The sequence below is a fragment of the Streptococcus caballi DSM 19004 genome (assembly GCF_000379985.1).
Taxonomy (GTDB): Bacteria; Bacillota; Bacilli; order Lactobacillales; family Streptococcaceae; genus Streptococcus; species Streptococcus caballi.
On record NZ_KB904062.1, the window covers coordinates 15503 to 38532 of the forward strand.

Consider the following 23030-nt stretch of genomic DNA (forward strand, 5'->3'; position numbering starts at 1 on the left):
TTGAAAGTGTCAATTCGCTAAGATAAAAAGCCAAGATATTTTTGCTCTAACCTCATCTCATTTCTTTACCAAGTTCCCAATAGATGTTGCATCAGTAGGCTGACGGCTGTAATCGCAATCCAACAAGCTGCTCCCAGACCAATTGCCTGACCACCTGACTTAACTAATTTGGCAAGATTGGTGTTAAGTCCGATGGCTGCCATAGCCATGACAATGAAGAATTTTGATAAAATCTTCAAGTCATCAAAGAGCACTGTATTGATGCCCATTGAGCTGGTAACTGTCGTGAGGACCGAAGCCAAAAGAAAATAGAGCACAAACATAGGAAATGACTTTTTTAGGCTGAAGGTTGATTGCCCTTGTTTGCCAGACTTGGATGCCTTATATATGCGATAGAAAGATAGGCCCAAAGTGATCGGAATAATGGCCAATGTTCTAGTCAATTTAACGATGGTAGCTCCGTCTAGCGTATTGCTGTGGTGAATGGCGTCCCAGGCCGTTGCTGTCGCCGTCACTGAGGAAGTATCATTAACCGCTGTCCCTGCAAAAAGGGCAAAGCCATGATTTGATAGACCGATCATATCCCCAAATGTTGGAAAAATGAGGGCTGCTAGAATATTAAAAAGAAAGATGACTGAAATCGCTTGTACAACTTCTTCATCCTTGGCCTCAATAACAGGAGCTGTCGCTGCAATGGCTGAGCCACCGCAAATGGAAGACCCAACTCCAACTAAGGTCGCCGTGTTAACATCAAGCTTCAAGGCTTTTTGCAAAACATAAGAAACGACTAGAGAGGTCGTAATCGTTGCTAAGATGATTGGTAGAGAAGATACTCCAACCTTCATAACTTGTGACAAATTCAAACCAAAACCCAAAAAGACAACTGCCAGCTGTAAAATATATTTGGACGTAAAGGCAATGCCTGCTGCCGTCTTGTCGCGCTTGGTATGATAGATTCCAACAATCATACCAATTAAGATGGCAAAGACTGGCGCACCAATCAAGGGCAAAAGCTGTCCTATATACCAAGCTGGTATTGCAATGGCCAAACACAAACATAAGCCTGAGATTTTTTGATTTACCGATAACATATATTCTCCTTTTCTATAGGACTATTATAAAACGCATCAACCATTATGTAAAATTATGATTTCTTATGGTAAAATAAATACACTTAATAGGAGGCTTTATTGTATGCTAGATTACCGTATTTTTACCTTTATCAAAGTCTGTCAGACCTTAAATTTCACGCAAGCAGCTAGAGAACTCCACATCACTCAACCAGCAGTTACAAAACATATCAAAGACTTAGAAAATGAATACCAGACCAAACTTTTTCATTTTAAAGGCAAGCAATGCAAACTGACCGATGATGGCAAGGATTTACTTGACTTACTTATTACCATGAATAATGATGTCCAGCATTTCAAAAATCGAATCAAGGAAAAAAGGCAACCCTTGCAATTTGGTGCAACTTTGACAATCGGTGAGTATGTCATCACACCTGCTCTGCTGTCCATCCTCAAAGACCATCCCAAACTCCAAATCAAAATGCTAGTGGACAATACCGAACGACTCCTTCAAGAAATGGATAACGGGCACATTGACTTCGCCATTATTGAAGGCTTTTTCAGCAAGGAAAAATACGACTCCTTACGCTACAAGAAAGAGGCCTTTATTGCGGTAACTTCACCGGACTCCCCTTTGGTAAAGGATGGCGCTAGCTATCATTTTGAAGATTTGCTTAATCAGCCTCTTATTATCCGCGAAGAAGGCTCAGGTACCCGTGATATTTTACAGGTCGCTCTTAAAGAGGCCAACCTTACTATCCCTGATTTTCACCAAGTTACTGAAATTGGCAATCTCAACACCATCAAAGCCCTCGTCAAAAATAATATGGGCATCAGCTTCCTCTACCAAAGTGTGGTTGAGGAGGAACTCAGACAGGGCAGCCTAGTCCAGCTTAAATTAGACGAAAACCCTATTTACCATGACTTCACCTTTATCTGGCGTAAAGGTAGCCATTTTCAAGAGCAATACAAGGAAATTTTTGACCTCTTCACATCTTGATTTGAAAACTTGCTTTCATGACTTTTTTAGCGTAAACTAGATGTCAGAACTAATCTAGGTAAAAAGGAAGTGAAATCATGTCATTACCCATTATGAGTCTTGAAGAGTTATGCCAGCATGGCAGCAAGGTAACCTTTGAAAAAGGAGACATTCTAACCAGCTCTGTCGCCGAAGAAGCTAGTCAGGATTTCTATATTTTAGAATCTGGAATCTGCGCCTTGTCCTCCATTTCCTTTGATGGTCGGGAGACGACTTATCTCTACTACAAGCCCCTACACTTTGTTGGTTTCGTTCCGCTAATGTCACAGGTGCAGGTGCACTATTATGGCAAGAAAACTTTCTCTATCATTGCCAAAACACCCTGCACAGCCTATCGTATTCCCGCCAAGCAATTTCAGGAATTACTGGCCTTTCCTAGTGTGATTAATCTAGTGCTCGGTGTTCTGACCGAGAATAACGCCTACCTGCTGGAACATTTCCACAGCAGTAAAAACGAGCCTGCTTTAGTGCAGCTTTGTCGCTTTATTCTAGACCAAGTTGACTGCGATGACGAGGGAAATTTAGTATTAGACACCTTCTTTACCTACAACGAAATCGCTCATTATATGGGAGTACATTCGGTGACCGTAGCTCGCATGATGAAGGCACTGAAAGGTGAGCAAATGATTGACAAAATCGGTCATCAGGTCATTATCCTTGACCGCGATAAAATGGTCAAACTCATCACAGAAGAACGGAAAATCGATTATTAATGGCCAAGATTTTCTGATAAGCAAATCTAGCCACTGGATGATGGTCCTTCTCTCCTATACAGGCAGTTTGAAGGCTATTGTTGCCAGTCAGTTAGAAGTTTTATCCAAGGAAAAACTTCTGATCTGCATCCCTCTAGCGGATGCTTTTTTGCATCAGCCTATTATTCTACTTTATCAACCAAGGGTTTGGTTAATTTTTTCATAAATCACTTATCATTTCTAGGAAAGATAATCAGGGCGCAATAAAGGATTTGGACACCTCTCTCCTACCTCTGAAATCTTCTTTTCTATCTTCCCACAAAAACGCTTGACACCTTTTGAAGAAGGTGCCAAGCATTTTTGTATTTGATTCTAAAAAGAAGATTAGTCTGCTGATTTACTGAACTGGCTCATGTAAAGGTCATAATAGAAGCCTTTATCAGCCAGCAAACTGTCATGATTCCCCTGCTCAATGATTTGGCCATCTTTGAGGACAAGAATTTTATCCGCTTCTTGAATGGTTGAGAGCCGGTGAGCAATAACAAAGCTAGTGCGGCCTTCCATGAGTTTTGACATAGCCTTTTGAATCAAGAGTTCCAAGCGTGTGTCAACAGATGATGTCGCTTCGTCTAAAATTAAGATTTTTGGATCTGCTAGAAGAGCGCGAGCAATGGTCAGCAGTTGTTTCTGACCAAGCGATACATTGTTAGATTCCTGATTCATTTCCATGTTGTAGCCGCCTGGCAGGGTGCGGATGAAATGGTCAACATTGGCAGACTTGGCCGCCTCAACGATTTCTTCATCGCTGGCTGCTAAGTTACCAAAACGCAGATTTTCCTTAATAGTCCCTTCGTAGAGCCAAGCATCCTGCAAAACCATTCCAAATTGCCTGCGGTACTCCTGACGAGACAGGTTACGGATATCATGACCATCTACCTTGATAGAGCCTGATGTCACATCGTAAAAACGCATGAGCAGGTTAATCAGAGTCGTCTTACCAGCACCTGTTGGACCAACAATGGCCACCATTTCACCTGGATTGACTTGCAGATTGAAATTGCGAATGAGCGGTTTGTCAGCCACATATTGGAAATCAACATCGTGGAAGCTGACGCGACCAGTCAAGTCATGATCAAGCTTCTCTGTTGCATGATTAATCTCTGCTTCTTCATCCAAGACTTCAAAGATACGATCAAGAGATGACTTGGCACTTTGCAAAATACCAGCCAACTGGGTAATGGTTTGAATAGGCTGACTGATTTGCCAAACGTATTGCACAAAAGCCTGCATGTTACCAATGGTCAAACCACCTGAGATAACTTGAAGGCCACCGATGAGTGCAACTAGCAGGTAAGCTGAATCAGAGATGGCATTGAGGACAGGCATCATGATACCAGAGATAAAACTGGCCTTGAAACCAACTGAACGCAGGTTTTCCGTAATCTCACGAAATTCAGCTGCGGAAGTTTCTTCACGGCCGTAAAGTTTGAGAACGTTGAAACCAGTCAAATTTTCCTGAACAAATCCATTCATAGCCCCTAGTGCGTCAGCCTGTTTCTTGAAATAAGGCTGAGACTTACGTAGGATGAACTGGGCAGAGAAATAAGTCAACGGTATGCAAATAATGACAATCATAGCCAAAGGTAGATTGAGGTAGAGCACCATGGCTATTACCAATATGATGGTTAGGAAAGCATTGATGATTTGCAAGAATGATTGTTGCAGGGCATTAGACACTGTCTCAACATCGCTGGTAAAACGTCCCAGCATATCACCAAACTGGTGCTTGTCAAAATAAGAAACAGGAATCTGATTGATTTTCTCACTCAAATCATGACGCAGATCACGGATAGATTTTTGCACGGTATTAGTCATAAAATAGTTGGAACCGTATGAACCAACTTCATAGAGAAAACCACGGATGAAGTAGAGCACCAAAATATTAAAGACATAGCCTGTATTAATGTGAGCACCAGCCACACCTCTTGCCATATCCAGCAGATTGGCCGTTAGTTCAGTAATAATCAACCCCAAGATAAAAGGTTCCAAAACACTCATAACGGCGCTCAAACATTTGAGAAAAATGGCTAGAAAGAGCGAACCTTTATAGTTTTTGAGATAAGCCCACATACGTAGGAAAACATGTTGATTTTTCATTTCTACCTCCTATTCTTCTGTTAAGCTCTGATTTTTGAGCTGAGATTGGGCAATCTCACGATAAATGGCATTGCTCTTTATGAGTTCTTCATGTCTTCCACGACCAACGATTTCACCTTCATCAAGGACGATAATTTGATCGGCATCCATGATAGTCCCCACGCGTTGGGCCACGATAAGGACAGTACTGTCTCCCGTCACTTCCTTGAGGCGAGCACGTAATTGAGCATCCGTCTTATAATCCAGCGCTGAGAAGGAATCGTCAAAGATGTAGATGTCAGGCTTCTTGACCACCGCACGAGCGATGGACAGACGCTGCTTCTGACCACCTGACAGGTTGCTTCCACCCTCAGCCAGATGGGTATCAAATTTCTCCTCACGACTTTCGATAAATTCCTTAGCTTGGGCAATGTCGGCTGCCGAGTGCAATTCTTCTAAGGTCGCATCTTCCTTACCATACTTTAGGTTTTCTCCAATGGTTCCGGTAAATAGCAGAGCTTTTTGTGGAATAAAACCGATCTTCTGACGTAGGGCTTTGAGATTGTAATCTCTGACATCCACTCCGTCCACCAAGATTTTACCTAAGGTGACATCATAGAAACGTGGAATAAGATTGACCAGTGATGACTTTCCTGAACCAGTCGAACCAATAAAGGCAATGGTCTGGCCAGGCTCAGCCTTAAAGGAGATGTCGTGTAGGACAGGGCTCTCCGTTTCACCAGGATAGGCAAAGGTGACATTGTTGAATTCCAAGTAACCTTTTGTCTTACCTTCAGTGACACCATTCTCATTAGGGTCAATGGAAATCGGCATGTCCATAACTTCCTTGATACGGGCACTTGAAACGGCCATACGCGGATACATGGTAAAGAGATTAGCAAACATAAGGAAAGAAAAGAGAGCATGGAAACTGTATTCAATAAAGGCCACCAAGTCACCAATCCGCAGACTACCTTTGGCCAGCGGATCAAGGGCAAAAGCAACAATGGCTACAATCATAGCAATGAGAATCTGTACAAAGAGAGGCTCCGTAATCCCTGTCAGCTTGAATAAACGGCTTGAAATTTGAGCATAGTCATCATTCTTACGATCAAAGCGCGTTTCTTGGAAATCCTCTCGAGCAAAGGCACGTATAACACGTAGACCTGTCAAGTTCTCGCGAACATATTGGTTGATTTTATCCAGCGTAGCCTGCTGTTTCTCAGACAATGGCTTGGTCTTGATGGCTACATAAGCCACCACCCAGATGAGAAAGGGCACTGCTACGGCAACTATCCAAGCCAGTGATGGACTGGTTAAGAGAATCATGACCACACTAGAAATCATCATCATGGGTGTGACCAAGCCCATCCGCAATGACTGCTCTGCAAATTGCATGAGCACAAAAGCGTCACTAGTCATCCGTGTCACCAAAGAGGAGACACCGATTTTCTCGTATTCGTGGTGAGAATACTCTTGCAACTTGTCGTACATGCTATTTCGCATGTCGCGAATCATGGTAGTTGTCAAGCAACCAGAAGCATAAGATAGGGTCACCCGTCCTACAATTCCAAGCAGTATAATGATAAGCATCATTCCCGCCCAAAAGAAAATAGCAGAGCGGTCACCCTTGGTAACGCCTTGGTCAATCATGCGTGCCAAGACTGTCGGCATGCCCAAATTGACCACGACGAACAAGAAAGCACCCAGCAGGTCCATGACCAGCCACTTGGGATACTTTTTCAAATAAGACCATATGTAGCTCATAAAAACTCCTTTATTTATTATAATTTGATATTTTACTTTGGTAGTTGATAGGTAATATGACTGATTTTCAACTCTACTAGGTAGCCCCACTTGCCCTCATGTGAAAATATGTTTTTCTAGGTGTTTAAAGATGCTATCCCAGCTAGTCCCATCATTTTTGCAGGAAAGCAAATGCGGGGACAGCTGACGTTTTTCCTAATTCATTTTCTTAAAAGTATGGGATTGTCCGATGCGCCTGATTTTTTTATCGATATATTTTCTAGCAGAGATTTGATATAAACTCCCTCTGGCACATCAAAGTAATGATAGAGGGCGCCGTTTTGGTATTCGACTTCTAACACTTCAGCTTCCCAGCCCACACTCTTGACCAGACGCGCCTGTACCTGTTTTCTTTTCATAGTAGTCTCCTTGGCTATTTCTCATTTGACTTTGGTTTGCCTAACTCTCCAACTCGCTCAAATACTCATAGCGTTCATATTTCTCAAGAAGTTCGTCATTTGCTGCATCCAAGTCGCCTTGCAGACTGGCTAGCTCGCCATAGTTGCTGGCATTTTCCTGCATGGCTACCTCAATGTCCTCGATCTTGGCCTCAAGCGCAACAATATCGTCCTCGATTGTCGCCCACTCCTGCTTTTCAAAGTAGGACATGCGCTTACGCTCAGCCTTTTCCTTCTCAGACCTTGGTGTCTCTTTCTTTTGGGCAATGGCAGAGCTGTCTTTCTCAAAGGCCACTTGATCCAGATAATCGGTGTAGTTGCCGAAGAACTCACGGACACCCCCATTTTCAAAAGCCAAAATCTTGTTGGCCACCTTGTCGAGGAAATAGCGGTCGTGGCTGACCGTGATGACAGGACCAGCAAAACCTTGCAGGAAGTTTTCCAGTACAGTCAAGGTCGCAATGTCAAGGTCATTGGTCGGCTCATCCAGAAGCAAGACATTTGGTTTTTCGATGAGGATTTTGAGCAGGTAGAGCCGCTTCTTCTCACCGCCAGATAACTTGGCAATCTGTGTGCCATGGGTCGATCGTGGGAAAAGAAATTGCTCCAGCAAGTCTGTCACACTGGTTGTTCCAACAGTCGTTTTGACCTCATCAGCCACCTCTTGCAGATAGTTGATAACCCGCTTGTTCTCATCCATATCCTTGATTTGCTGAGAGAAATAACCGATACGCACCGTCTCACCGATAGCCAGCTTCCCAGTAATCGGCTGCAAGTCGCCATTGATCAGATTGAGAAGAGTTGACTTACCAACACCATTATCACCGACAATCCCAATCCTATCCTTGTTTTGTACTAGCAAACTAAAGTCTGACAGGATAGGCTTGTCAGGAAAACTGAAATCCACATTTTCAAACTGGATGACCTTTTTTCCGATACGACTGGTTTCAAAGTTGATTTCAAGCTCAGCTGCCACCGTTGCAGCTGACAAGTCTGACTTGAGGTCATTAAATCGGTTAATACGAGCCTGCTGTTTGGTAGCTCTGGCCTGCGGTTGTGTCCGCATCCAGGCTAGTTCTTGCTTGTAGAGTTGTTTTTTCTTATGAAGCGAAGCCGCGTCGCGCTCGTCTTGTTCAGCGCGCAGACGCACATAATCTTGGTAGTTACCTTGGTACTCGGTCAAGCTGGCATTATTCAATTCAAAGATGCGCGTCGCAATATTGTCCAAAAAATAGCGATCATGGGTGATGAAGATGACCGTCTTCTTGGCATTTTTGAGGAAATTAGTCAGCCAAGCGATGGTGTCAATGTCTAGGTGGTTGGTCGGCTCGTCCAGAAGCAACAAATCAGCGTCATCCAGCAAGACCTGCGCTAACTGCACACGACGACGCAAGCCCCCAGATAAATCGCCGAGCTTTTGAGTCAGGTCAGAAATCCCGAGCTTAGACAGGACAGTCTTCACTTCGCTCTCAATGGTCCAAGCATCTAGACTGTCCATCTCAGCCATAACCTTTTCAAGGAGAGCTTGATTAGCCTCCGAATAGTCCAGCATGAGGGCTTCATATTCCTTAATCAGCACCATCTCACGCAGGTCAGATGACAGCACCGTATCCAAAACCGTCTTGTCATCATCAAAATCAGGCTCCTGAGTCAGATAAGCCATCTTGTAATCATTCTTAGCAGAAAATGGCGATACATCCCCATCAAAGCCAAGCCTGCCTGAGAGGACATCCAGAAGCGTGGTCTTTCCTGTCCCATTGACCCCGATAATCCCGATGCGGTCAAGGTCATGAATGATGAAGGAAATACCCTCGAACACCGTCTTATCACCAACAGACTTGGTTAACTTTTCAACAATAAAATCAGACATGTTTTTCTTCCTTACATTTTTCAGTAAACAGAGCTGGGCTTAAGCTCAGCTCTATATACTATGAACTAGTCAGCTTGCTCAGCTACAAACTCAAAAATAGCTGCCTTGTCGTTAGCTAAGTTACCCAGCACAATGGCTTCTTCAACTGCTTTTAGAATAGCCCCCATCTCAGGGCCTGGTTTCATACCCAGTTCCTTGATGAGCATGCCACCATTGACGACAATATCGTGTTTGTCATGAATAGTCAGATCCTGATCCAGCTCATCAATGCGGGTAAAATCAACTGATAGCCCTTGTGATTGGCGGAGCTCCTCCGCCTGCTTGACCAGATACTTGCCATAACGATAGAGTTCAGGCTTGTCAAGGTTATTAGTCAGACGGAAATAGTAAATAGCCACTATCTTCTCAACATCTTTTTGAAATTGGCTGGAGGTCTTCCAAGACTTTAGAAAGGCGCGCGGATTATCCAGACCCAGTTTGATGATGAGCAGTGCCCAAGCTTGTTCAGAAGTTGAAAAGCGGAAGCTTTGCTCTGTATCATCTAAGAAGCTCTGCAATTTTCCATGAGAGTGGCGCATGTGAGGTAGATAATCCTGAGCCTGACTAGTCATGAGGGCAGACAGCCCCTTACGCCAGAAGGGTGCCATGAGCAATTTGTCAAACTCGATAAAAGAGCGCTCTACCGAAATTTTCTCCAGTAAGGGTGCATGCTCCGTCATGGCTTTAAAGGTCTCTTCTTCAATTGTAAAATCCAAGCTGGCTGCAAAACGGAAACCACGCATGATGCGCAGGGCATCTTCGTTGAAGCGCTCTGCCGCAACACCTACCGCTCGTAAAATGTGGTGCTTCAAATCTTCTAAGCCACCAAATTTATCAATAACAGTCCCCTCTTCATCTAAGGCAAAGGCATTGACCGTAAAATCACGACGCTTGAGGTCTTCTTCTAGCGAACGCACAAAAGAAACCGACTTGGGACGACGGTAGTCCACATAGACATCCTCCGTCCGAAAAGTCGTCACTTCGTACTCACCGCCGTTCTCCAAAACTAAGACAGTCCCATGTTCAATGCCGACATCCACAGTCCGATGAAAGATGCGCTTGGTCTCCTCAGGATAAGAGCTTGTCGCAATATCCACGTCATGAATCGGACGGTTCAAAAGGGCATCACGCACACTGCCTCCGACAAAGTAGGCCTCATAGCCCGCAGTTTTTATTTTCTCTAATATTGGTAAAGCCTCCTGAAACTCAGAAGGCAGATTTTTTAATCTCATAGTAATTTTTCCAAACCATAAACGAGCTTGTCTCGCTTAACAACTTCTTTAATACCTAAATTAACACCGCTCATGAAAGAGATACGATCGTAAGAATCATGGCGGAGCGTCAACCCTTCACCTTGTGCACCAAAGATGACTTCTTGGTGAGCCACCAAGCCTGGCAAACGCACGCTGTGGATACGCATACCATCAAATTCGGCACCACGCGCACCCGTAAGACTTTCTGTCTCATCGGCTGCGCCCTGCTTCTTAGGCTCACGAACCTGACTAATCAATTCAGCTGTTTTAATGGCTGTACCAGATGGTGCATCCTTCTTCTTATCATGGTGTAATTCAATGATTTCTACATCTGGGAAATATTTGCTGGCTTTAGCCGCAAATTCCATGAGTAAAATAGCACCAATAGCAAAGTTTGGTGCTATCAATCCACCTAATTTCTTAGCAACCGATAGGTCGACCAACTCTTTGATTTGTTCTGGTGTGAAGCCTGTTGTCCCAACCACTGGCGCAAAGCCATTTTCCAAAGCAAAGCGGGTATTTTCATAAGCCACAGCTGGCGTGGTGAAGTCCACCCAGACATCTGCATCAAATCCAACCAAGTCTGCCTTATCTGTGAAGACTGGTACGCCATCCACTTCTTTTTCAGTGGCAAATGGGTCAAGTAATGCCACCAAAGTCAAGTCAGCATCACCTTTTACCATATCAACCGCAGTTGACCCCATTCTTCCTTTGAAACCTGCTACAATTACTTTAATACTCATGGTTTATCCTTTCTTACAAAATCGGTGTAAAACCAAAGGCTACTGCACCAGCTCCCAGGTGAGTGGCGATAACACCGTCAAAGGTAACAATCTCAAGATTTTTATCATGACCACCTTCGGCTAAGAGTTGATAAAATTGTTGCGCTTTTTCTTCAGCTCGCGAATGAATAATGAAGATCTTATAATTCCCATCTTTGGTAACTTCTTCTAAGACCTCAACCAAACGCTTGATGGCCTTCTTCTCCGTACGCACTTTTTCATAAACAACGATAGTTCCCGTCTTATCAAAATAGAGAATAGGTTTGATGGACAGAAGATTTCCCAAAATAGCAGAGCCATTTGACAAACGCCCCCCCTTAACCAGATGATTGAGGTCATCTACCATGATAAAAGCACTGGTTTTGTCAATCTGCACCGCTAATTTATCCAAAATAGTTGTAAAATCATCGCCCTTAGCGGCCCAAGCCAAAGTATTTTCAACCATGCTACCAAGCGGAGCCGAAGTAATCTTGCTATCAGGAAAAGCAATGGTCATCTCTGAATGCTCATCAATCAGAAACTGGATATTTTGCCAGAAACCTGAAATGCCCGATGAAAGGAAAAGACCGATGACGTGGGTATAACCCTGAGATGGCAAAACAGAAAGAAGGTCATCAAGCTCTGCGAGACTTGGCTGGCTGGTCTTTGGCAACTCGTCTGAATCCGCCATCTTTTGATAAAAGTCATCTAAGGTCAGGTTCTTGCCTTCAATATAGGACTGACCTTCAATCATGATTGGGATATCTAGAACATATAGGTCTTCATGCGTTGCCAAGCTCTGAGGCAACACAGCTGTCGAATCCGTAATAACCGCTAATTTCATTAACTATTAAACTCCAAATTCATACCTGGACGATCCAAGGCAATCTCAGTTACTTCATAGGTCAAACGCTGAACCATATCGAGCAGGGGCGCAGCCAAACCTTCAACTTCTTCTTGTGAAAATTCACTTGGTTCATTCACGATACGGTCTTGGATGTGAACCATTTGTGAAATCACCCCGTTGATGACAAATTCATCACGCACGATGGTGAATTGCAAGACTGAAACGATTGATGTTACCGTATTTTCAGTATCCTTATTAACTAGTTGGAAAGTCACCTCAAAATTTGTTTCAGGTGTTCCGTTTTCTTTTTCCCATTCCAAATTACGGGCATCATAGTGATATTGGTTAACAAATTCTTGTTCTCTTACGACTTCCATACTCTTCTCCTTACAGACAATTACATGTATTATAGCATAATTTCAGGCATTATAAAAGGGTCTTAAGCTCCCTAGAATTTCTTTTGCGGGTGCTTGGCGATAATCTCTGGGTACTTGCTTAGGATAGTTTCTCCCTTCGGTAAAATAGCATAGCTCCGCAGGTCAAAAAGCCTGCCTAATTCCTCTTCGCTATAGTTTTCCGCCACGGCTTTGTCCAAGTCCTGTCGTTTCATCTTAGATAGACCAGCTACTCCCTTAACCTTTAAAAATTCCTTCAGTTTAGGAGCTGATAAGTGCCTGAGAGAATCAAAAGCTGTATCGAGCTTGACATACCCTTGCTCAATCAGCCAGTCTAACTCCTTCTGGGCATCAATGCCATAGGTCGTATAGAAATATTTATGATGAGATGACTGATTAGTGTAAGTACCGAAATTAATCCGCCAAAGCATGATAATGTGACCAGGCAAAAGCCCTTCTTCTGTTCGAATCATATTACGTTTTGGAATAGGCTTGCTTAGTAATTCCGCTTCATATTTTGGAGCCAAATAAGGCAGCTCCGCATGGTTTGCATAAATAGTATTAAAAGTTTTCATAGAACCATTTTACCATCATCTGCTAGAAAAGATAAAGTCAGATGCACCCAACAAAGCCAAACAGCTATCCTTGCTAAGGCATAGATTGAAAATAACGCGTCGGGCTTACGTTGCTCGCAAATCATCTGTCGTAAGAGCGCCTACTCTGTACAACCAGATTGCTTTTTGTTTTTGACTCAGTCTTAAATGAGCGAATAATTTTCTATTAACCAACGCACCATCAAATCATGGTAATTCTTGTCAGACTTGCGGTCGGCAAGGACTGCTTTTAATTCTGTTAAATTATCCGTAATAATACCTTCAGCTTCTAAGGTTATCATTTTCTCCATATTTTCGTCATCATTAACTGTCCAAGCAAGGACTGCCTTGCCATTGAGCCAAGCCTTGTCCATGAAGGCTGATGTCAGAGAAGAGTGTTCCATGGTATAGCCATCCGCCAGTGTTCTTAGGAAAATAGAATTGTAAGGCAGAATGAAATATGCGGGAATAGTCTTATCATATTTTTTAACCGCCGCAATGACTTCATAGTCCAATGAATGGATAAGGTGGCCTTTTTCTTTGATGCGTTTAGCATATTTGTGTAAGAAATGTGTCATGAGTTGAGAGGAGTCAGCCTTACTGGTCTTGATTTCAATCAAGAGCTTCTGACCAAGTTGGTCTGCCTTATCCAAGTAAGCATCAAAGGAAGAAATCTTGGTCTTCACACCATTTTCAGAAATAGTCATCTGAGTTAACTCGGCCAAGGTTAAGTCATGCGTCGTCAGCTCCACACCTGCTAAATCACTAAGAGTGGGGTCATGCATCATGACAAACTGGCCGTCCTTGGTTTCCTGAATATCCATCTCAATATAATCTGGCTTTAGCTGAGCTGTCTTTTCCAGCGACTGAATAGTATTCTGCACGCCATTACCAGCATCAACCCCACGATGGGAAATGGTCACTGGTAAACTTTGATAGGGAATGAGGAAGAAAGCTAAACCCTGACTAGCGAAGACGATTGTCGTCACAAACAAGATAAGCAATCGAAAACGATGGTGGAGACGAGACCGTTCGTAAACAGGCATCTCCTTTTCTAACAAGAGTGAAACAATTCTTACCATGAGAAAGCTTAGAACCAAGTATTGAACAAAGCGCAGCAGGATAAATTGCAAAATGGCAACTGTCAAAGAAATTTCTTCAGGTGCCTTATCGGCTAAATATTGTAGCCAAGGAGCAAGGAAGGCGGCTAGCAGCAAGGGCAAACTCGCTTCAACTAAGATGGTAAGTAGTCTTCCCATATATCGCCAAGGTTTTCTGGTCTTTTGCCAAGAGATCCGTACCGCTTCTTTGACTGTAATATCTTCTAGTAGGATATAAGGTAAGGCAAACATGAGCCTGACTGCTAAATAGAAAAAGAGAACTACCAAAATCAAGAAAAAACCACCTAGATAAAACTTATTCTTGAGATAATCCAAGATGAACTGCGGAATGAGGAACTTATTTAAAAAGTAAATGTTGAAAACGCGGCGCAGATAAGGGAAAAGAACCACCAAATAGAGTAAAGTAAATAGTACCTTGCTAGGTCTAGTCCTTACTAGCACTGCTTTAAAGTCATGTCGAACAGTCTGGACATACTGCTTCAAACTTTGCGGCTTGTCCTTTAACAAAGCTCTCATGCCAGTTATGATAAGAATGATTTGAGCATAAGCGATACCGATATTAAGCAGAAAGAGCAGGATTAAAAGGATCCCAACCCACCAGTTGTTCAGAAAAACCTGCAAAGCATTAGTATAAGATAGATAAAAATAACCCGTCATGGCAAGTAGACGCTCTGACAGCCAGCTATTGATAGGCGGCCAAATCAAATCCAGCGCCACAAAGATAACCGCAAAGAGCAAGAGAAGCTTATCTAAATTGTAATATATTTGACCTAAATCTTTCCGCAAACGTGACATGTTATTTTATTTCCATTCTGTAAAATACTTTCTTTCATTTTACCACAAAAAGACAAAGAAAAAGAAAAAAGGAAAGCTTGCTGCCTTCCCTTCTCCACCAACTTAACGATCCTGAAAAGACCATTTCTGATGACTCTTGTCATTAAGAACAAACTGATTTCTTGGTCCAATTCATTAAACAACACATATGAACCTTAGTCACAAGTGCAAGCCTTGTACCAAATTCTCCGACAGGAACCTCAACAAAGTCTCCCTCAACAATCTCCTGACCACAACGATAGGTATAATGTCTTAATTCCATTCCAAAGGTAACTTCACAAAACCAATCAGCAAGATCTTCATCATTGCAATCATCGCATGGCACAAGATACTGCTGTAGTGTTCCACTTGGATCAAAAATAATCTCCCAAGGGCTAGCAAAAAGGCTGGCACCTTCTCCATAAAAAGCAAGTGGTAGCTCCATTTCCTGATTTCTCGAATCTTCAATCGTTATGGTTCCTCTATCAATAGCTATCACATTATAAACTCGTCCACTTTGAAGTCCCAAGTTATCAAAGTCATGACTGATATAGCGAACCTGACCGATAACATTCTTGGCCTTTTTGAATGGCTCAAAGTAAGCAATCAGTTCATAATCTTAATTAAATAGCAGTAAGCGACCGCATTTTGGGCAATTGATAAACGGCTGATCAAAATCCTCGTAATTATCAAAATCAATCACCCGACCACATTTACAAGAAAACTTAGCCATATATTCTCCTATCCTAAAACATCGCTCCAGATCTTCTTTCCTAAAAAGCGTATGCGTAACCTTTCTAAGACAATATAACTCTCACTTCCCAAACACCTCATCCACCAAGTCGTTCATGGTACCATTCATCGCAGCTTCAGTGCTGTCTTTTTGAACAAAATTCTTACGACTGATTGAACTAGCAACATTACCGAAAATAAAGTTTGTTGCAATGCGATGGATAATTTCACTTGGTGCCAGGCCATAAACTTGATTTTCCAAGATATGTTTCAGACGATCCTTAGCATCTGGAATTTCTGCTTTAATCACTGTACTATTATAAAGTCGTTTGACAATCTCGGTGATGTAGAGGCCAGACTTCATGTAAGGGTCAAAGAAAGTCTTGCTAGAGTCATCATAGATGCCTGGATTTTCTTTTTCCAATTCACTTACCATCTTCTTCACGATAGCTTTTGGGGTGAAAATCTGATTGGTTTTTTGAGGTGGGATATAGTCGAAAATATCCTCCTCAGTTTCTTCAAAATAATTACTAAGCTCTGCTTTTTTACGTAAAAATTCTTGAATCGCTTCGTTGAAGGTTGACTCATCAAAGAGGTGACCGGCAAATTCCTCATCTTCAAGCAAACCACCATCACGCAACAGACGAAATTGTTCAACAGTAATGCCAGTCACTTCAAGAAAAACATCTGCATCTACCTTTTTATCAAAATTAGCCAGTGTCAGTGTCTCATCGCCGTAAGCCATAATAAAACTTGGAATGGTTCGTGCAAAGCCACGCAAGTGAGCACGAACATCTTCTTCGGCTGTTTTCTTGACCTTAGTTGCCTCTTTTACTTCTTGGTCACAAACCAATTGTTTTGGCATCTCACGCGCTGTCACTTCTAACTGCTGCTTCACAGATAACTTATATTCGTCGTCAATTTCTTGACGCTTGACTTCAAAGGCCTGCTTAATCTCTTCCTGCTTAACCAAATCATCTTTAGCTTCTTTGAGACGAGTATCCAGTTCTTGTTGTAAAATAGACTGTTCTGTTTTTCTATCATGTTCTAAGCTGGCTATTTGTCGAGAAATGGTTTCTTCAATCTGCTTATTAAGACTCTTTTGGTCACGCTTATTTAGCTGATAGCTAGCCGTTAATTCGTCCGCATAGGTGTCCGCAAATGTTTTAGCCATGTCTTTGACAAACGAACTGTCACCGATAGACTCTTCAACTAATTGACCAACATTAGATTCTAGTTCGTAAATCTTATCACCAAAGAGAACTTCTTGCTTATTGATAACCATTTCTTCTGAAACAGTGACATCTCCATTTTCATCAAGGGTAACTCCTGAAAAATCAAGCATGCCACCTGTTTGATGAACTTTTCCCTCTTTTTCTTCTGGTAGACCTTCCAAGATATCAAGTACCGTTTGAGACGCAGAAAAGATTCCTGAAATATTGTCAAAGAGGAAATTAGACATGAAGCCACGTTTAATGACCTCTTGTGCTTTAATCTGACGCGGAATGGTCAAGACTTGACTAGCATCAACTTCAATCATCTGACCATCACGGTCTTCCGCAATAACAGGGAAGAAATTTAAGAGACGTTTGATATTTTCTTCACGCCCTCCACTCGTTCCACCACCTCCAGCAGTAGCAAGCGATAAATTATTGGCAAATTCATCAAAGATAATCAGTGTCCGCTCTGGCGCAAAATCAAAAATATAAGCATTTTCTTTCTTGTAAATCTTGTCTTCCTCATTCCATGTATAGGGATTTTGAGCACGGAAAGCAGCTTGCATGTACTGAGCGGGTGATTTAAGGTTAGATAACATCAATACCGCTGACCATTCTTTAATCGTCACACCTGTCGTTAGCTGACCGACAGATAATGTGATGGTTCGTTTAGAACCCTTAACAGCCTTACGAACCTTGTCCAAAGATTTTTGACTGCTTAAAGCGCTGTCGTCATTATCATCTTTACCATCACCAGCCGCTAGAATCACCTCATAATGTTCAAAAACAGGGTGGTCTTCTAATTTTTTCTTCAAAGCCTTAGCAGATGCCACACGATCCAACAACCAGAAGGTATGTTTCAATTCATCCCGTAATTTCTTCGTTGAAAAAGGGTATTTTTCATTTCGTGTGAGGGTCTCCAACCACTTATCAACTTCAGCATCATGGATAAATTTACCAGAGTCGTTGGTCGCAAAAAATTCATTCAAATCAAAAGCAAAGTCAACAAATGACTCTCCTAAGTCTGCTCCTTGTCTCACATCCTCACTAATCATCTTGGACATCTGATAGGTTAACATATTCAATCGAGGCAGATCCTCATAAGGATTTTCATCTTCTCGACTCATATCCCAAGTGACTTTAGCTTCTTGTTCATCAGCGTAAGACCAGTTATAAATCTGCTCTTGGTTAAATTTGCCTTGTGCTAGGGCTTTAAAGGGGGTACCTGAGAGATGCAGTGTGTATTTTCGCTTGATACGGTCAAAAGCCTTATCTGTCTTGAAGGTGTCAACCCCCTCATGTGCCTCATCAATAACTAGCATATCCCATCTCAAATCAGCAATCCACTTTAACTTGTTATAAGCACCACCAAAGTATAGAGAACCTTTTAAATCTTGCAGACTGACAAATGTTAAGAGTTTCACACCATCTGGATTTGATATTGCCAAAGATTTAAAGTCTTCATAAGACAAAGGTGATCGGTTTTTGAGACTGTCAGACTCTGAGACAAACTTATAGTCGGTCTTTCCTGCTACAAACTGGTCAAAATCGTCATACCAAGAATTGGCAATAGCAGGACGGTTGGTGACAATCAGGATGTTTTGCAAGTCCATCTGCTGTATCAGGTCATAAGTTGACAGGGTCTTCCCAAAGCGTGGTTTGGCATTCCAAAGGTAGGCGTACTTGGGCAAGTTTTGATAGTGCGGATTAGGGTTTGCATCAAAGTAGGCTTTGGTTTGGGAAATAGCTTGTGCTTGTTCATCACGGAGAACATAGTCAGATTGTTTGCCTTGCTGAGTCTTAGAATAGTCCTGACCGACAAATGAATAGTAGAGCTCTTCTGCTCTTTCAGGATGACCATTGAAATAGAACCATTCATGCCCAGCTTCACGTTCAATCTCGTGCTTTGCTAGATAGCGATGAAAAGCATGGTCTCGAAAAGACTGACCTGTCTTAAAAAATGCAGGATGTACCCATAATTTTTGATAAGCAAGCCCTGCGGTATGTGTCTGCTCCCTAATGCGCGTGTCCGCATCACGGATGGTATCTCCAATCTTAATCCAACCATCATGCTTAGGATTGTCTGGTGTGACATAAGCGTAGATGACAGGGTTAATCTCACGGCTGACGTTTACTTTTTCTGTTGTTGAAAAGGTCATAGGTTTTAGTCCTTGTAATCAATTCTAAAATAATCGAGATAGGCTTTCATCTGGTCTTGACAGCTCAAACAGGTATCCATCAAGAAGCCATTGTTTTCTCCCCACTCTGATAAACCACGGTAATAATAAGGTTTGACTTGGTCAGTGATGATAAAAGGAACCAAGTCTAAGCGCAGCATTTCCTTGAACATAGCCAAGCGTCCCACACGACCATTACCATCTGAAAAAGGATGAATCCGCTCAAAGTTCACGTGGAAATTCAAGACAGCTTCAAAATCAGGGTTAGCTATCTGGTGATAGGTAGTTAAAAGTTGCTGCATATGGTCAGCGACATCTTCTGGGACGGAAGTTTCTCTAAAGCCAATGACATTTGGGATGAGCTTGTAGTCTCCGACACGATAATGGTCAAGTTTTGACTGGCTCGTTCCTCTTTTCAAGATAGCGTGGTAAGTTTTGAACCAGTCTTCTGTCAAGGGAGCTTCAACACTGTCTAACATCTGATCAAAAGCCTCAAAGTGATTGAGGGTTTCTAAAATATCATCAAGCTGAATAAACTCTTCCCCATCCAAGCCGACACTATGCGTCTCATAAATATAGCGCGTCTGCTCCTCTGACAAACGACTCCCCTCAATCCGATTGCTATTGTAGGCAAAGTCAATCTGCAAACGATGATAGATACCACCTGATACCTTTAAGGATTTTTCTTCCTGTAATCTTTCTAGTAATGACATCTTACTCCTTTGGTTTTACTGGTGTTAAAAAGGGCGTTCTTGTCCTTTATAACTTCTCTATAATTATATCCTTATTAGTTTCAATCGATTTGTTTGTATTAAACGTGTTAATAAATTTTTACCATGATTTTGATTATCCATAGTTTGACCATATTTTTCGATTAAACGAGAAATAGCCAACATCTGATTCTGTTCAATTTGTTCAGCTATCCCATTATCATAAACACTGTAATAGAAAATCAATTCCAATTCCTGATTGTCATACAAATCATAATAATCAAATATCTGTTGAAAATAAGCATAATCAGCTTCTGCTAAGGAATGACCATAAAATTTTATACGTTTTATTGTTGGGCTATAGATATCTCTATTATCACCAACACCTTCAAAATTCCTTGAATACAATTGTAATGTTCTGTAGGTCTTAGTAAAACGATACTCTAGGGAGTTTGCTTCAATTCCTTCATGATCAATCCCAAAAATAATATTACTAAATTTTATATTTAATTTAGGTAACTTACCATGTACATCTAAGTATTTCTCTGGTGAGTAAATAGATTTAGCAGTTCCTGACCAAATAGAAGTATAGTTAAAACTTAACAAGTGATATGGTCTAGGCTCTACGAAAGTGATAGCATCTGCCTCTGGATTTAGCATTCTCTCCAAAAGAAAATTTGCAGAATCCAGATAGTTATTAGTTTTTTCTACTCGATACCTGATGAAACATTCAAAATCATATTCTAACTCGTTCAATTCGTTCAGTAAGGCAGAGGTAATAAGCTCTTTGACAGTATCTACACTTACTTGATTTGGGCTACTAAAAAGTGTTTTCAACTCACTATAGAGATGTTTTCCACTATCAAGACTCAGAGAATCCTCTGCCCTAAAAATAATACCGTAGAGTACCGCATAGTAAACATCATTTCTACTATTTGAATTATTATTCACTTTAATTTCTGGCAACACTCTATTGTCAGAAAAGCTAGGTTTCTTCTTTTTTTGAAAAAAGAGTTTTGTCAGATATGAAATCATATCATAGTTTTTTAAATAAGTGGCTATAACTGCTTCTACAGAAGACCAATTACTATTTTTATTTAACTTTTCATACAAAAGAATTCGATACCAAATATTGATATCGTATTTAAAGTCAGAAAACTTTACACTTAGCCAATCATACCCGCGTATATCCGTATTCAATTCAGGTGCCAGCATTCTTTCATATTGAGAAACTATTTGTTCATAATCATCACTTAATTGATTATCCTGTTGTTCCCTTTTGTTCAATATGTAACCTATAAAATTGTAATACGTTGTTTCAAGTCCGCACTGCAAATCAAAGCCATTACCAATTATAAATAGCTCCTCAGCTATCGGAGAAACTGGAAGAGTTTCACTAGTCATATGCTTACTCCATCGCTTTCACTTTTTCTTCGATAAAATCAATTTCTTCTTGGGATAGGTTATATTTTTGATACAGTTGGCGGTCAATGTCTGCCACTGATTGTGACCAATCAATGTCCGAATTGACCGTGAAATCTTGGAGTGGAACATATTGCCAAACTGTTTTGGTGTTATCTTGAGTAATTTTTAGAACTCCCAGCATTGCTCTTAAAAATTTTGTTTTTATATATTTATAGCAAGCCTCTGCTTCAGGTAAATAATCAAATTCTCCAATAGAAATAAAGGTCTCTGTGTACCCGATAACGGGGTACCCGATAACGGGGTACCCGATAACGGGGGTCGATAGGACTTCGCCAATCGCCCCACTGCCGTTTGCTTTCGGCAGGACAATTTTGTACTTTTCAAAATTAGATGGAAGTTTCAAAAAATCACGTCTAAACCATTTATAGCACCTGTCATTATTATCTCTACCATAAATTTGAACATATTCAAATTCATCATTTGGTTTATTATCATAAAACAGTTCTGGTAATTTTTGAAATGCATTAGATGCTAACCTTCTATCTGAAACTCTCTTCATTAAATCTGGATAAACTTCATATATTTTATCTGAATATCTGTAAGAACCCCTATTAGTAACATAATCAGATATTGACAAAAAGTTAACACTGGTAACTTTTTTCATTATTGATTGCAATTCAAAAAATGGTGTAAATACTTTAATAGCACCAAAATTCTTGTCTTTGTCTCTATAAGTGATTGCAACCCCACCTTTTATATCTGTATTAGGAAAAACATTTCCACTTTTTTGCTTGAAATACAGCACTTTCACATGTGGATCAGCTAGCATTTTTTTATTCCATGATTTAGGAGTTCCACCAGCATTTGATAAAAATCGTGCAGGTGTAATTAGAATAGATTTATCACTAATTTTATATGCTTCATCAATAAATTTATGATAAATTGGCAAATCTTTAGTACTTGTTCCTTGCGCTTCTTCCTGATACGGTGGATTCCCGATAACAACATCAAATTTCATTTCAGTTTCTCCGCTGGCTAGGCGCTCAAAACCTAGCATTTTCTTTGTCTTCCAGTTTTTGATTTGTGTTTTGATTTCGACTGTGTCAAGGATTTGGATATCATCAAAAAGGCTAAGTTGCTTGCTTTCTGCTTGACTGTCTGTACTTGGACTGATGTGGTTCAGTCCATCCATTTGAAAAAGGTTATAGGAGATGATGGTCGCGATTTCCTTTAGGTCTGCTAGGCTTGCTTTTTTGGCAAATTTAGCTTCATAGTAATCTTCAAATGTTAGGAGGAGATTTTCACGCGCTAAAAGCAGAGAATCTCCCTGCCACTCATAACCATAGGATGCTTGGTAGGCTTTCTTAACCAGCATCAGCCATTGACCTTCACTAGCGACTGCCTCAGAGATGCGCGCTAACTTTCGATCTAAGAAGCCAACACGGCGTGATAAGGGCAGAAGCTCTCCCGATACAGCATCATAGCGTGTCACGATATAGGGGGCCTCACCGCAAGTGATTTCTAACCAGCGCTGATCAGTATAGTCTTCAAGTGACAAGTCTAATAAGTCCTCTTCGGCAAAATCTGTCTGCTTTTTGACCAACCAAGTCGGTGTGAAGACCTCAGCATTAACCTTTGTTCTCGCCTTTTGCTCACTGCGTGTCTTTTCAGAGCGCGGCTGAATCAGCTTATGATAGGTTGTCAGCTGTCTAACCGTTATGGGAGAGTAACTCTCAAAGCCTTTTCCAAGGTACTCATAAGAGCTGGTCCCCCAGACGATATGCCGCTTCGTCGTCCGATCTTTTAGTAATAATTTTAAAATGTCTGGTGATTGCTGATAGAGCCTGCGCTCATCTAGATCAACAGCTTGTGCAAATAAGTCCATGCAACCTCCACATAGTAGATATACTATTATTTTACCATATTGCCAGCTGAT

General features: G+C 41.4%; 18 protein-coding genes. 2 read left to right on the plus strand and 16 right to left on the minus strand.

The window, feature by feature from the left end; translation table 11 throughout:
- Nucleotides 1-65 precede the first annotated feature (65 nt).
- Nucleotides 66-1091: a YeiH family protein gene (locus tag A3GS_RS0100070; RefSeq protein ID WP_018363388.1), complete on the minus strand. Its 1026-nt coding sequence runs from the start codon at nt 1089-1091 to the stop codon at nt 66-68.
- Between the two features lie 103 nt (nt 1092-1194).
- Between A3GS_RS0100070 and A3GS_RS0100075 the strand changes: the two genes are divergently transcribed.
- Nucleotides 1195-2070 carry a LysR family transcriptional regulator gene (locus A3GS_RS0100075; protein ID WP_018363389.1) on the plus strand — a complete coding sequence of 292 codons (876 nt, stop codon included), beginning with the start codon at nt 1195-1197 and terminating at the stop codon, nt 2068-2070.
- Nucleotides 2071-2147: 77 nt separating this feature from the next.
- On the plus strand, nt 2148-2822 hold the full coding sequence (locus A3GS_RS0100080) for a Crp/Fnr family transcriptional regulator (protein WP_018363390.1): 675 nt from the start codon (nt 2148-2150) through the stop codon (nt 2820-2822).
- A 363-nt stretch (nt 2823-3185) separates the two neighbouring features.
- Here A3GS_RS0100080 and A3GS_RS0100090 read toward each other — a convergent pair whose 3' ends face one another.
- The 15 genes from A3GS_RS0100090 to A3GS_RS0100160 form a co-directional block, all read right to left on the minus strand.
- A complete protein-coding gene (locus A3GS_RS0100090; RefSeq protein ID WP_018363392.1) occupies nt 3186-4958 on the minus strand; it encodes an ABC transporter ATP-binding protein in 1773 nt (590 codons plus the stop codon).
- A gap of 9 nt (nt 4959-4967) precedes the next feature.
- Entirely contained in the window at nt 4968-6704 is a 1737-nt protein-coding gene (locus tag A3GS_RS0100095; protein WP_018363393.1) for an ABC transporter ATP-binding protein, read from the minus strand.
- A gap of 200 nt (nt 6705-6904) precedes the next feature.
- A complete protein-coding gene (locus A3GS_RS11185; protein WP_040807254.1) occupies nt 6905-7102 on the minus strand; it encodes a KTSC domain-containing protein in 198 nt (65 codons plus the stop codon).
- A 40-nt stretch (nt 7103-7142) separates the two neighbouring features.
- Nucleotides 7143-9011, minus strand: coding sequence for an ABC-F family ATP-binding cassette domain-containing protein (locus A3GS_RS0100105; protein WP_018363394.1), 1869 nt, complete (start codon nt 9009-9011; stop codon nt 7143-7145).
- A 65-nt stretch (nt 9012-9076) separates the two neighbouring features.
- The gene (locus tag A3GS_RS0100110; protein ID WP_018363395.1) at nt 9077-10282 is read right to left on the minus strand and encodes a CCA tRNA nucleotidyltransferase; all 1206 of its coding nucleotides are present in this window, start codon (nt 10280-10282) and stop codon (nt 9077-9079) included.
- The gene (dapB, locus tag A3GS_RS0100115) at nt 10279-11046 is read right to left on the minus strand and encodes a 4-hydroxy-tetrahydrodipicolinate reductase (protein WP_018363396.1); all 768 of its coding nucleotides are present in this window, start codon (nt 11044-11046) and stop codon (nt 10279-10281) included. The genes A3GS_RS0100110 and dapB overlap by 4 nt, the downstream gene beginning before the upstream one ends.
- Before the next feature lie 13 nt (nt 11047-11059).
- Nucleotides 11060-11908, minus strand: a complete 849-nt coding sequence (locus A3GS_RS0100120) for a DegV family protein (protein ID WP_018363397.1) — start codon at nt 11906-11908, stop codon at nt 11060-11062.
- Nucleotides 11908-12288: a DUF1149 family protein gene (locus tag A3GS_RS0100125; protein WP_018363398.1), complete on the minus strand. Its 381-nt coding sequence runs from the start codon at nt 12286-12288 to the stop codon at nt 11908-11910. The genes A3GS_RS0100120 and A3GS_RS0100125 overlap by 1 nt, the downstream gene beginning before the upstream one ends.
- 71 nt (nt 12289-12359) lie before the next feature.
- Entirely contained in the window at nt 12360-12881 is a 522-nt protein-coding gene (locus tag A3GS_RS0100130; RefSeq protein WP_018363399.1) for a hypothetical protein, read from the minus strand.
- Between the two features lie 182 nt (nt 12882-13063).
- Nucleotides 13064-14815 carry a glycerophosphodiester phosphodiesterase gene (locus A3GS_RS0100135; protein ID WP_018363400.1) on the minus strand — a complete coding sequence of 584 codons (1752 nt, stop codon included), beginning with the start codon at nt 14813-14815 and terminating at the stop codon, nt 13064-13066.
- 142 nt (nt 14816-14957) lie between these two features.
- A complete protein-coding gene (locus A3GS_RS0100140) occupies nt 14958-15332 on the minus strand; it encodes a hypothetical protein (RefSeq protein ID WP_156808846.1) in 375 nt (124 codons plus the stop codon).
- 315 nt (nt 15333-15647) lie between these two features.
- Nucleotides 15648-18941 (minus strand): DEAD/DEAH box helicase family protein, encoded by a 3294-nt coding sequence (locus A3GS_RS0100145; protein ID WP_018363402.1) that lies wholly within the window; start codon nt 18939-18941, stop codon nt 15648-15650.
- A 5-nt stretch (nt 18942-18946) separates the two neighbouring features.
- Nucleotides 18947-19672, minus strand: a complete 726-nt coding sequence (locus A3GS_RS0100150; RefSeq protein WP_018363403.1) for a Fic family protein — start codon at nt 19670-19672, stop codon at nt 18947-18949.
- Between the two features lie 63 nt (nt 19673-19735).
- On the minus strand, nt 19736-21073 hold the full coding sequence (locus A3GS_RS11950; protein WP_018363404.1) for an AbiH family protein: 1338 nt from the start codon (nt 21071-21073) through the stop codon (nt 19736-19738).
- A 4-nt stretch (nt 21074-21077) separates the two neighbouring features.
- Nucleotides 21078-22979: an Eco57I restriction-modification methylase domain-containing protein gene (locus A3GS_RS0100160; RefSeq protein WP_018363405.1), complete on the minus strand. Its 1902-nt coding sequence runs from the start codon at nt 22977-22979 to the stop codon at nt 21078-21080.
- Between the last annotated feature and the right edge of the window lie 51 nt (nt 22980-23030).

Coding starts and splice junctions, on each gene's coding strand:
- A3GS_RS0100070 (WP_018363388.1), bottom strand. CDS start 1,091: ATGTTATCGGTAAATCAAAAAATCTCAGGCTTATGTTTGTGTTTGGCC.
- A3GS_RS0100075 (WP_018363389.1), top strand. CDS start 1,195: ATGCTAGATTACCGTATTTTTACCTTTATCAAAGTCTGTCAGACCTTA.
- A3GS_RS0100080 (WP_018363390.1), top strand. CDS start 2,148: ATGTCATTACCCATTATGAGTCTTGAAGAGTTATGCCAGCATGGCAGC.
- A3GS_RS0100090 (WP_018363392.1), bottom strand. CDS start 4,958: ATGAAAAATCAACATGTTTTCCTACGTATGTGGGCTTATCTCAAAAAC.
- A3GS_RS0100095 (WP_018363393.1), bottom strand. CDS start 6,704: ATGAGCTACATATGGTCTTATTTGAAAAAGTATCCCAAGTGGCTGGTC.
- A3GS_RS11185 (WP_040807254.1), bottom strand. CDS start 7,102: ATGAAAAGAAAACAGGTACAGGCGCGTCTGGTCAAGAGTGTGGGCTGG.
- A3GS_RS0100105 (WP_018363394.1), bottom strand. CDS start 9,011: ATGTCTGATTTTATTGTTGAAAAGTTAACCAAGTCTGTTGGTGATAAG.
- A3GS_RS0100110 (WP_018363395.1), bottom strand. CDS start 10,282: ATGAGATTAAAAAATCTGCCTTCTGAGTTTCAGGAGGCTTTACCAATA.
- dapB (WP_018363396.1), bottom strand. CDS start 11,046: ATGAGTATTAAAGTAATTGTAGCAGGTTTCAAAGGAAGAATGGGGTCA.
- A3GS_RS0100120 (WP_018363397.1), bottom strand. CDS start 11,908: ATGAAATTAGCGGTTATTACGGATTCGACAGCTGTGTTGCCTCAGAGC.
- A3GS_RS0100125 (WP_018363398.1), bottom strand. CDS start 12,288: ATGGAAGTCGTAAGAGAACAAGAATTTGTTAACCAATATCACTATGAT.
- A3GS_RS0100130 (WP_018363399.1), bottom strand. CDS start 12,881: ATGAAAACTTTTAATACTATTTATGCAAACCATGCGGAGCTGCCTTAT.
- A3GS_RS0100135 (WP_018363400.1), bottom strand. CDS start 14,815: ATGTCACGTTTGCGGAAAGATTTAGGTCAAATATATTACAATTTAGAT.
- A3GS_RS0100145 (WP_018363402.1), bottom strand. CDS start 18,941: ATGACCTTTTCAACAACAGAAAAAGTAAACGTCAGCCGTGAGATTAAC.
- A3GS_RS0100150 (WP_018363403.1), bottom strand. CDS start 19,672: ATGTCATTACTAGAAAGATTACAGGAAGAAAAATCCTTAAAGGTATCA.
- A3GS_RS11950 (WP_018363404.1), bottom strand. CDS start 21,073: ATGACTAGTGAAACTCTTCCAGTTTCTCCGATAGCTGAGGAGCTATTT.
- A3GS_RS0100160 (WP_018363405.1), bottom strand. CDS start 22,979: ATGGACTTATTTGCACAAGCTGTTGATCTAGATGAGCGCAGGCTCTAT.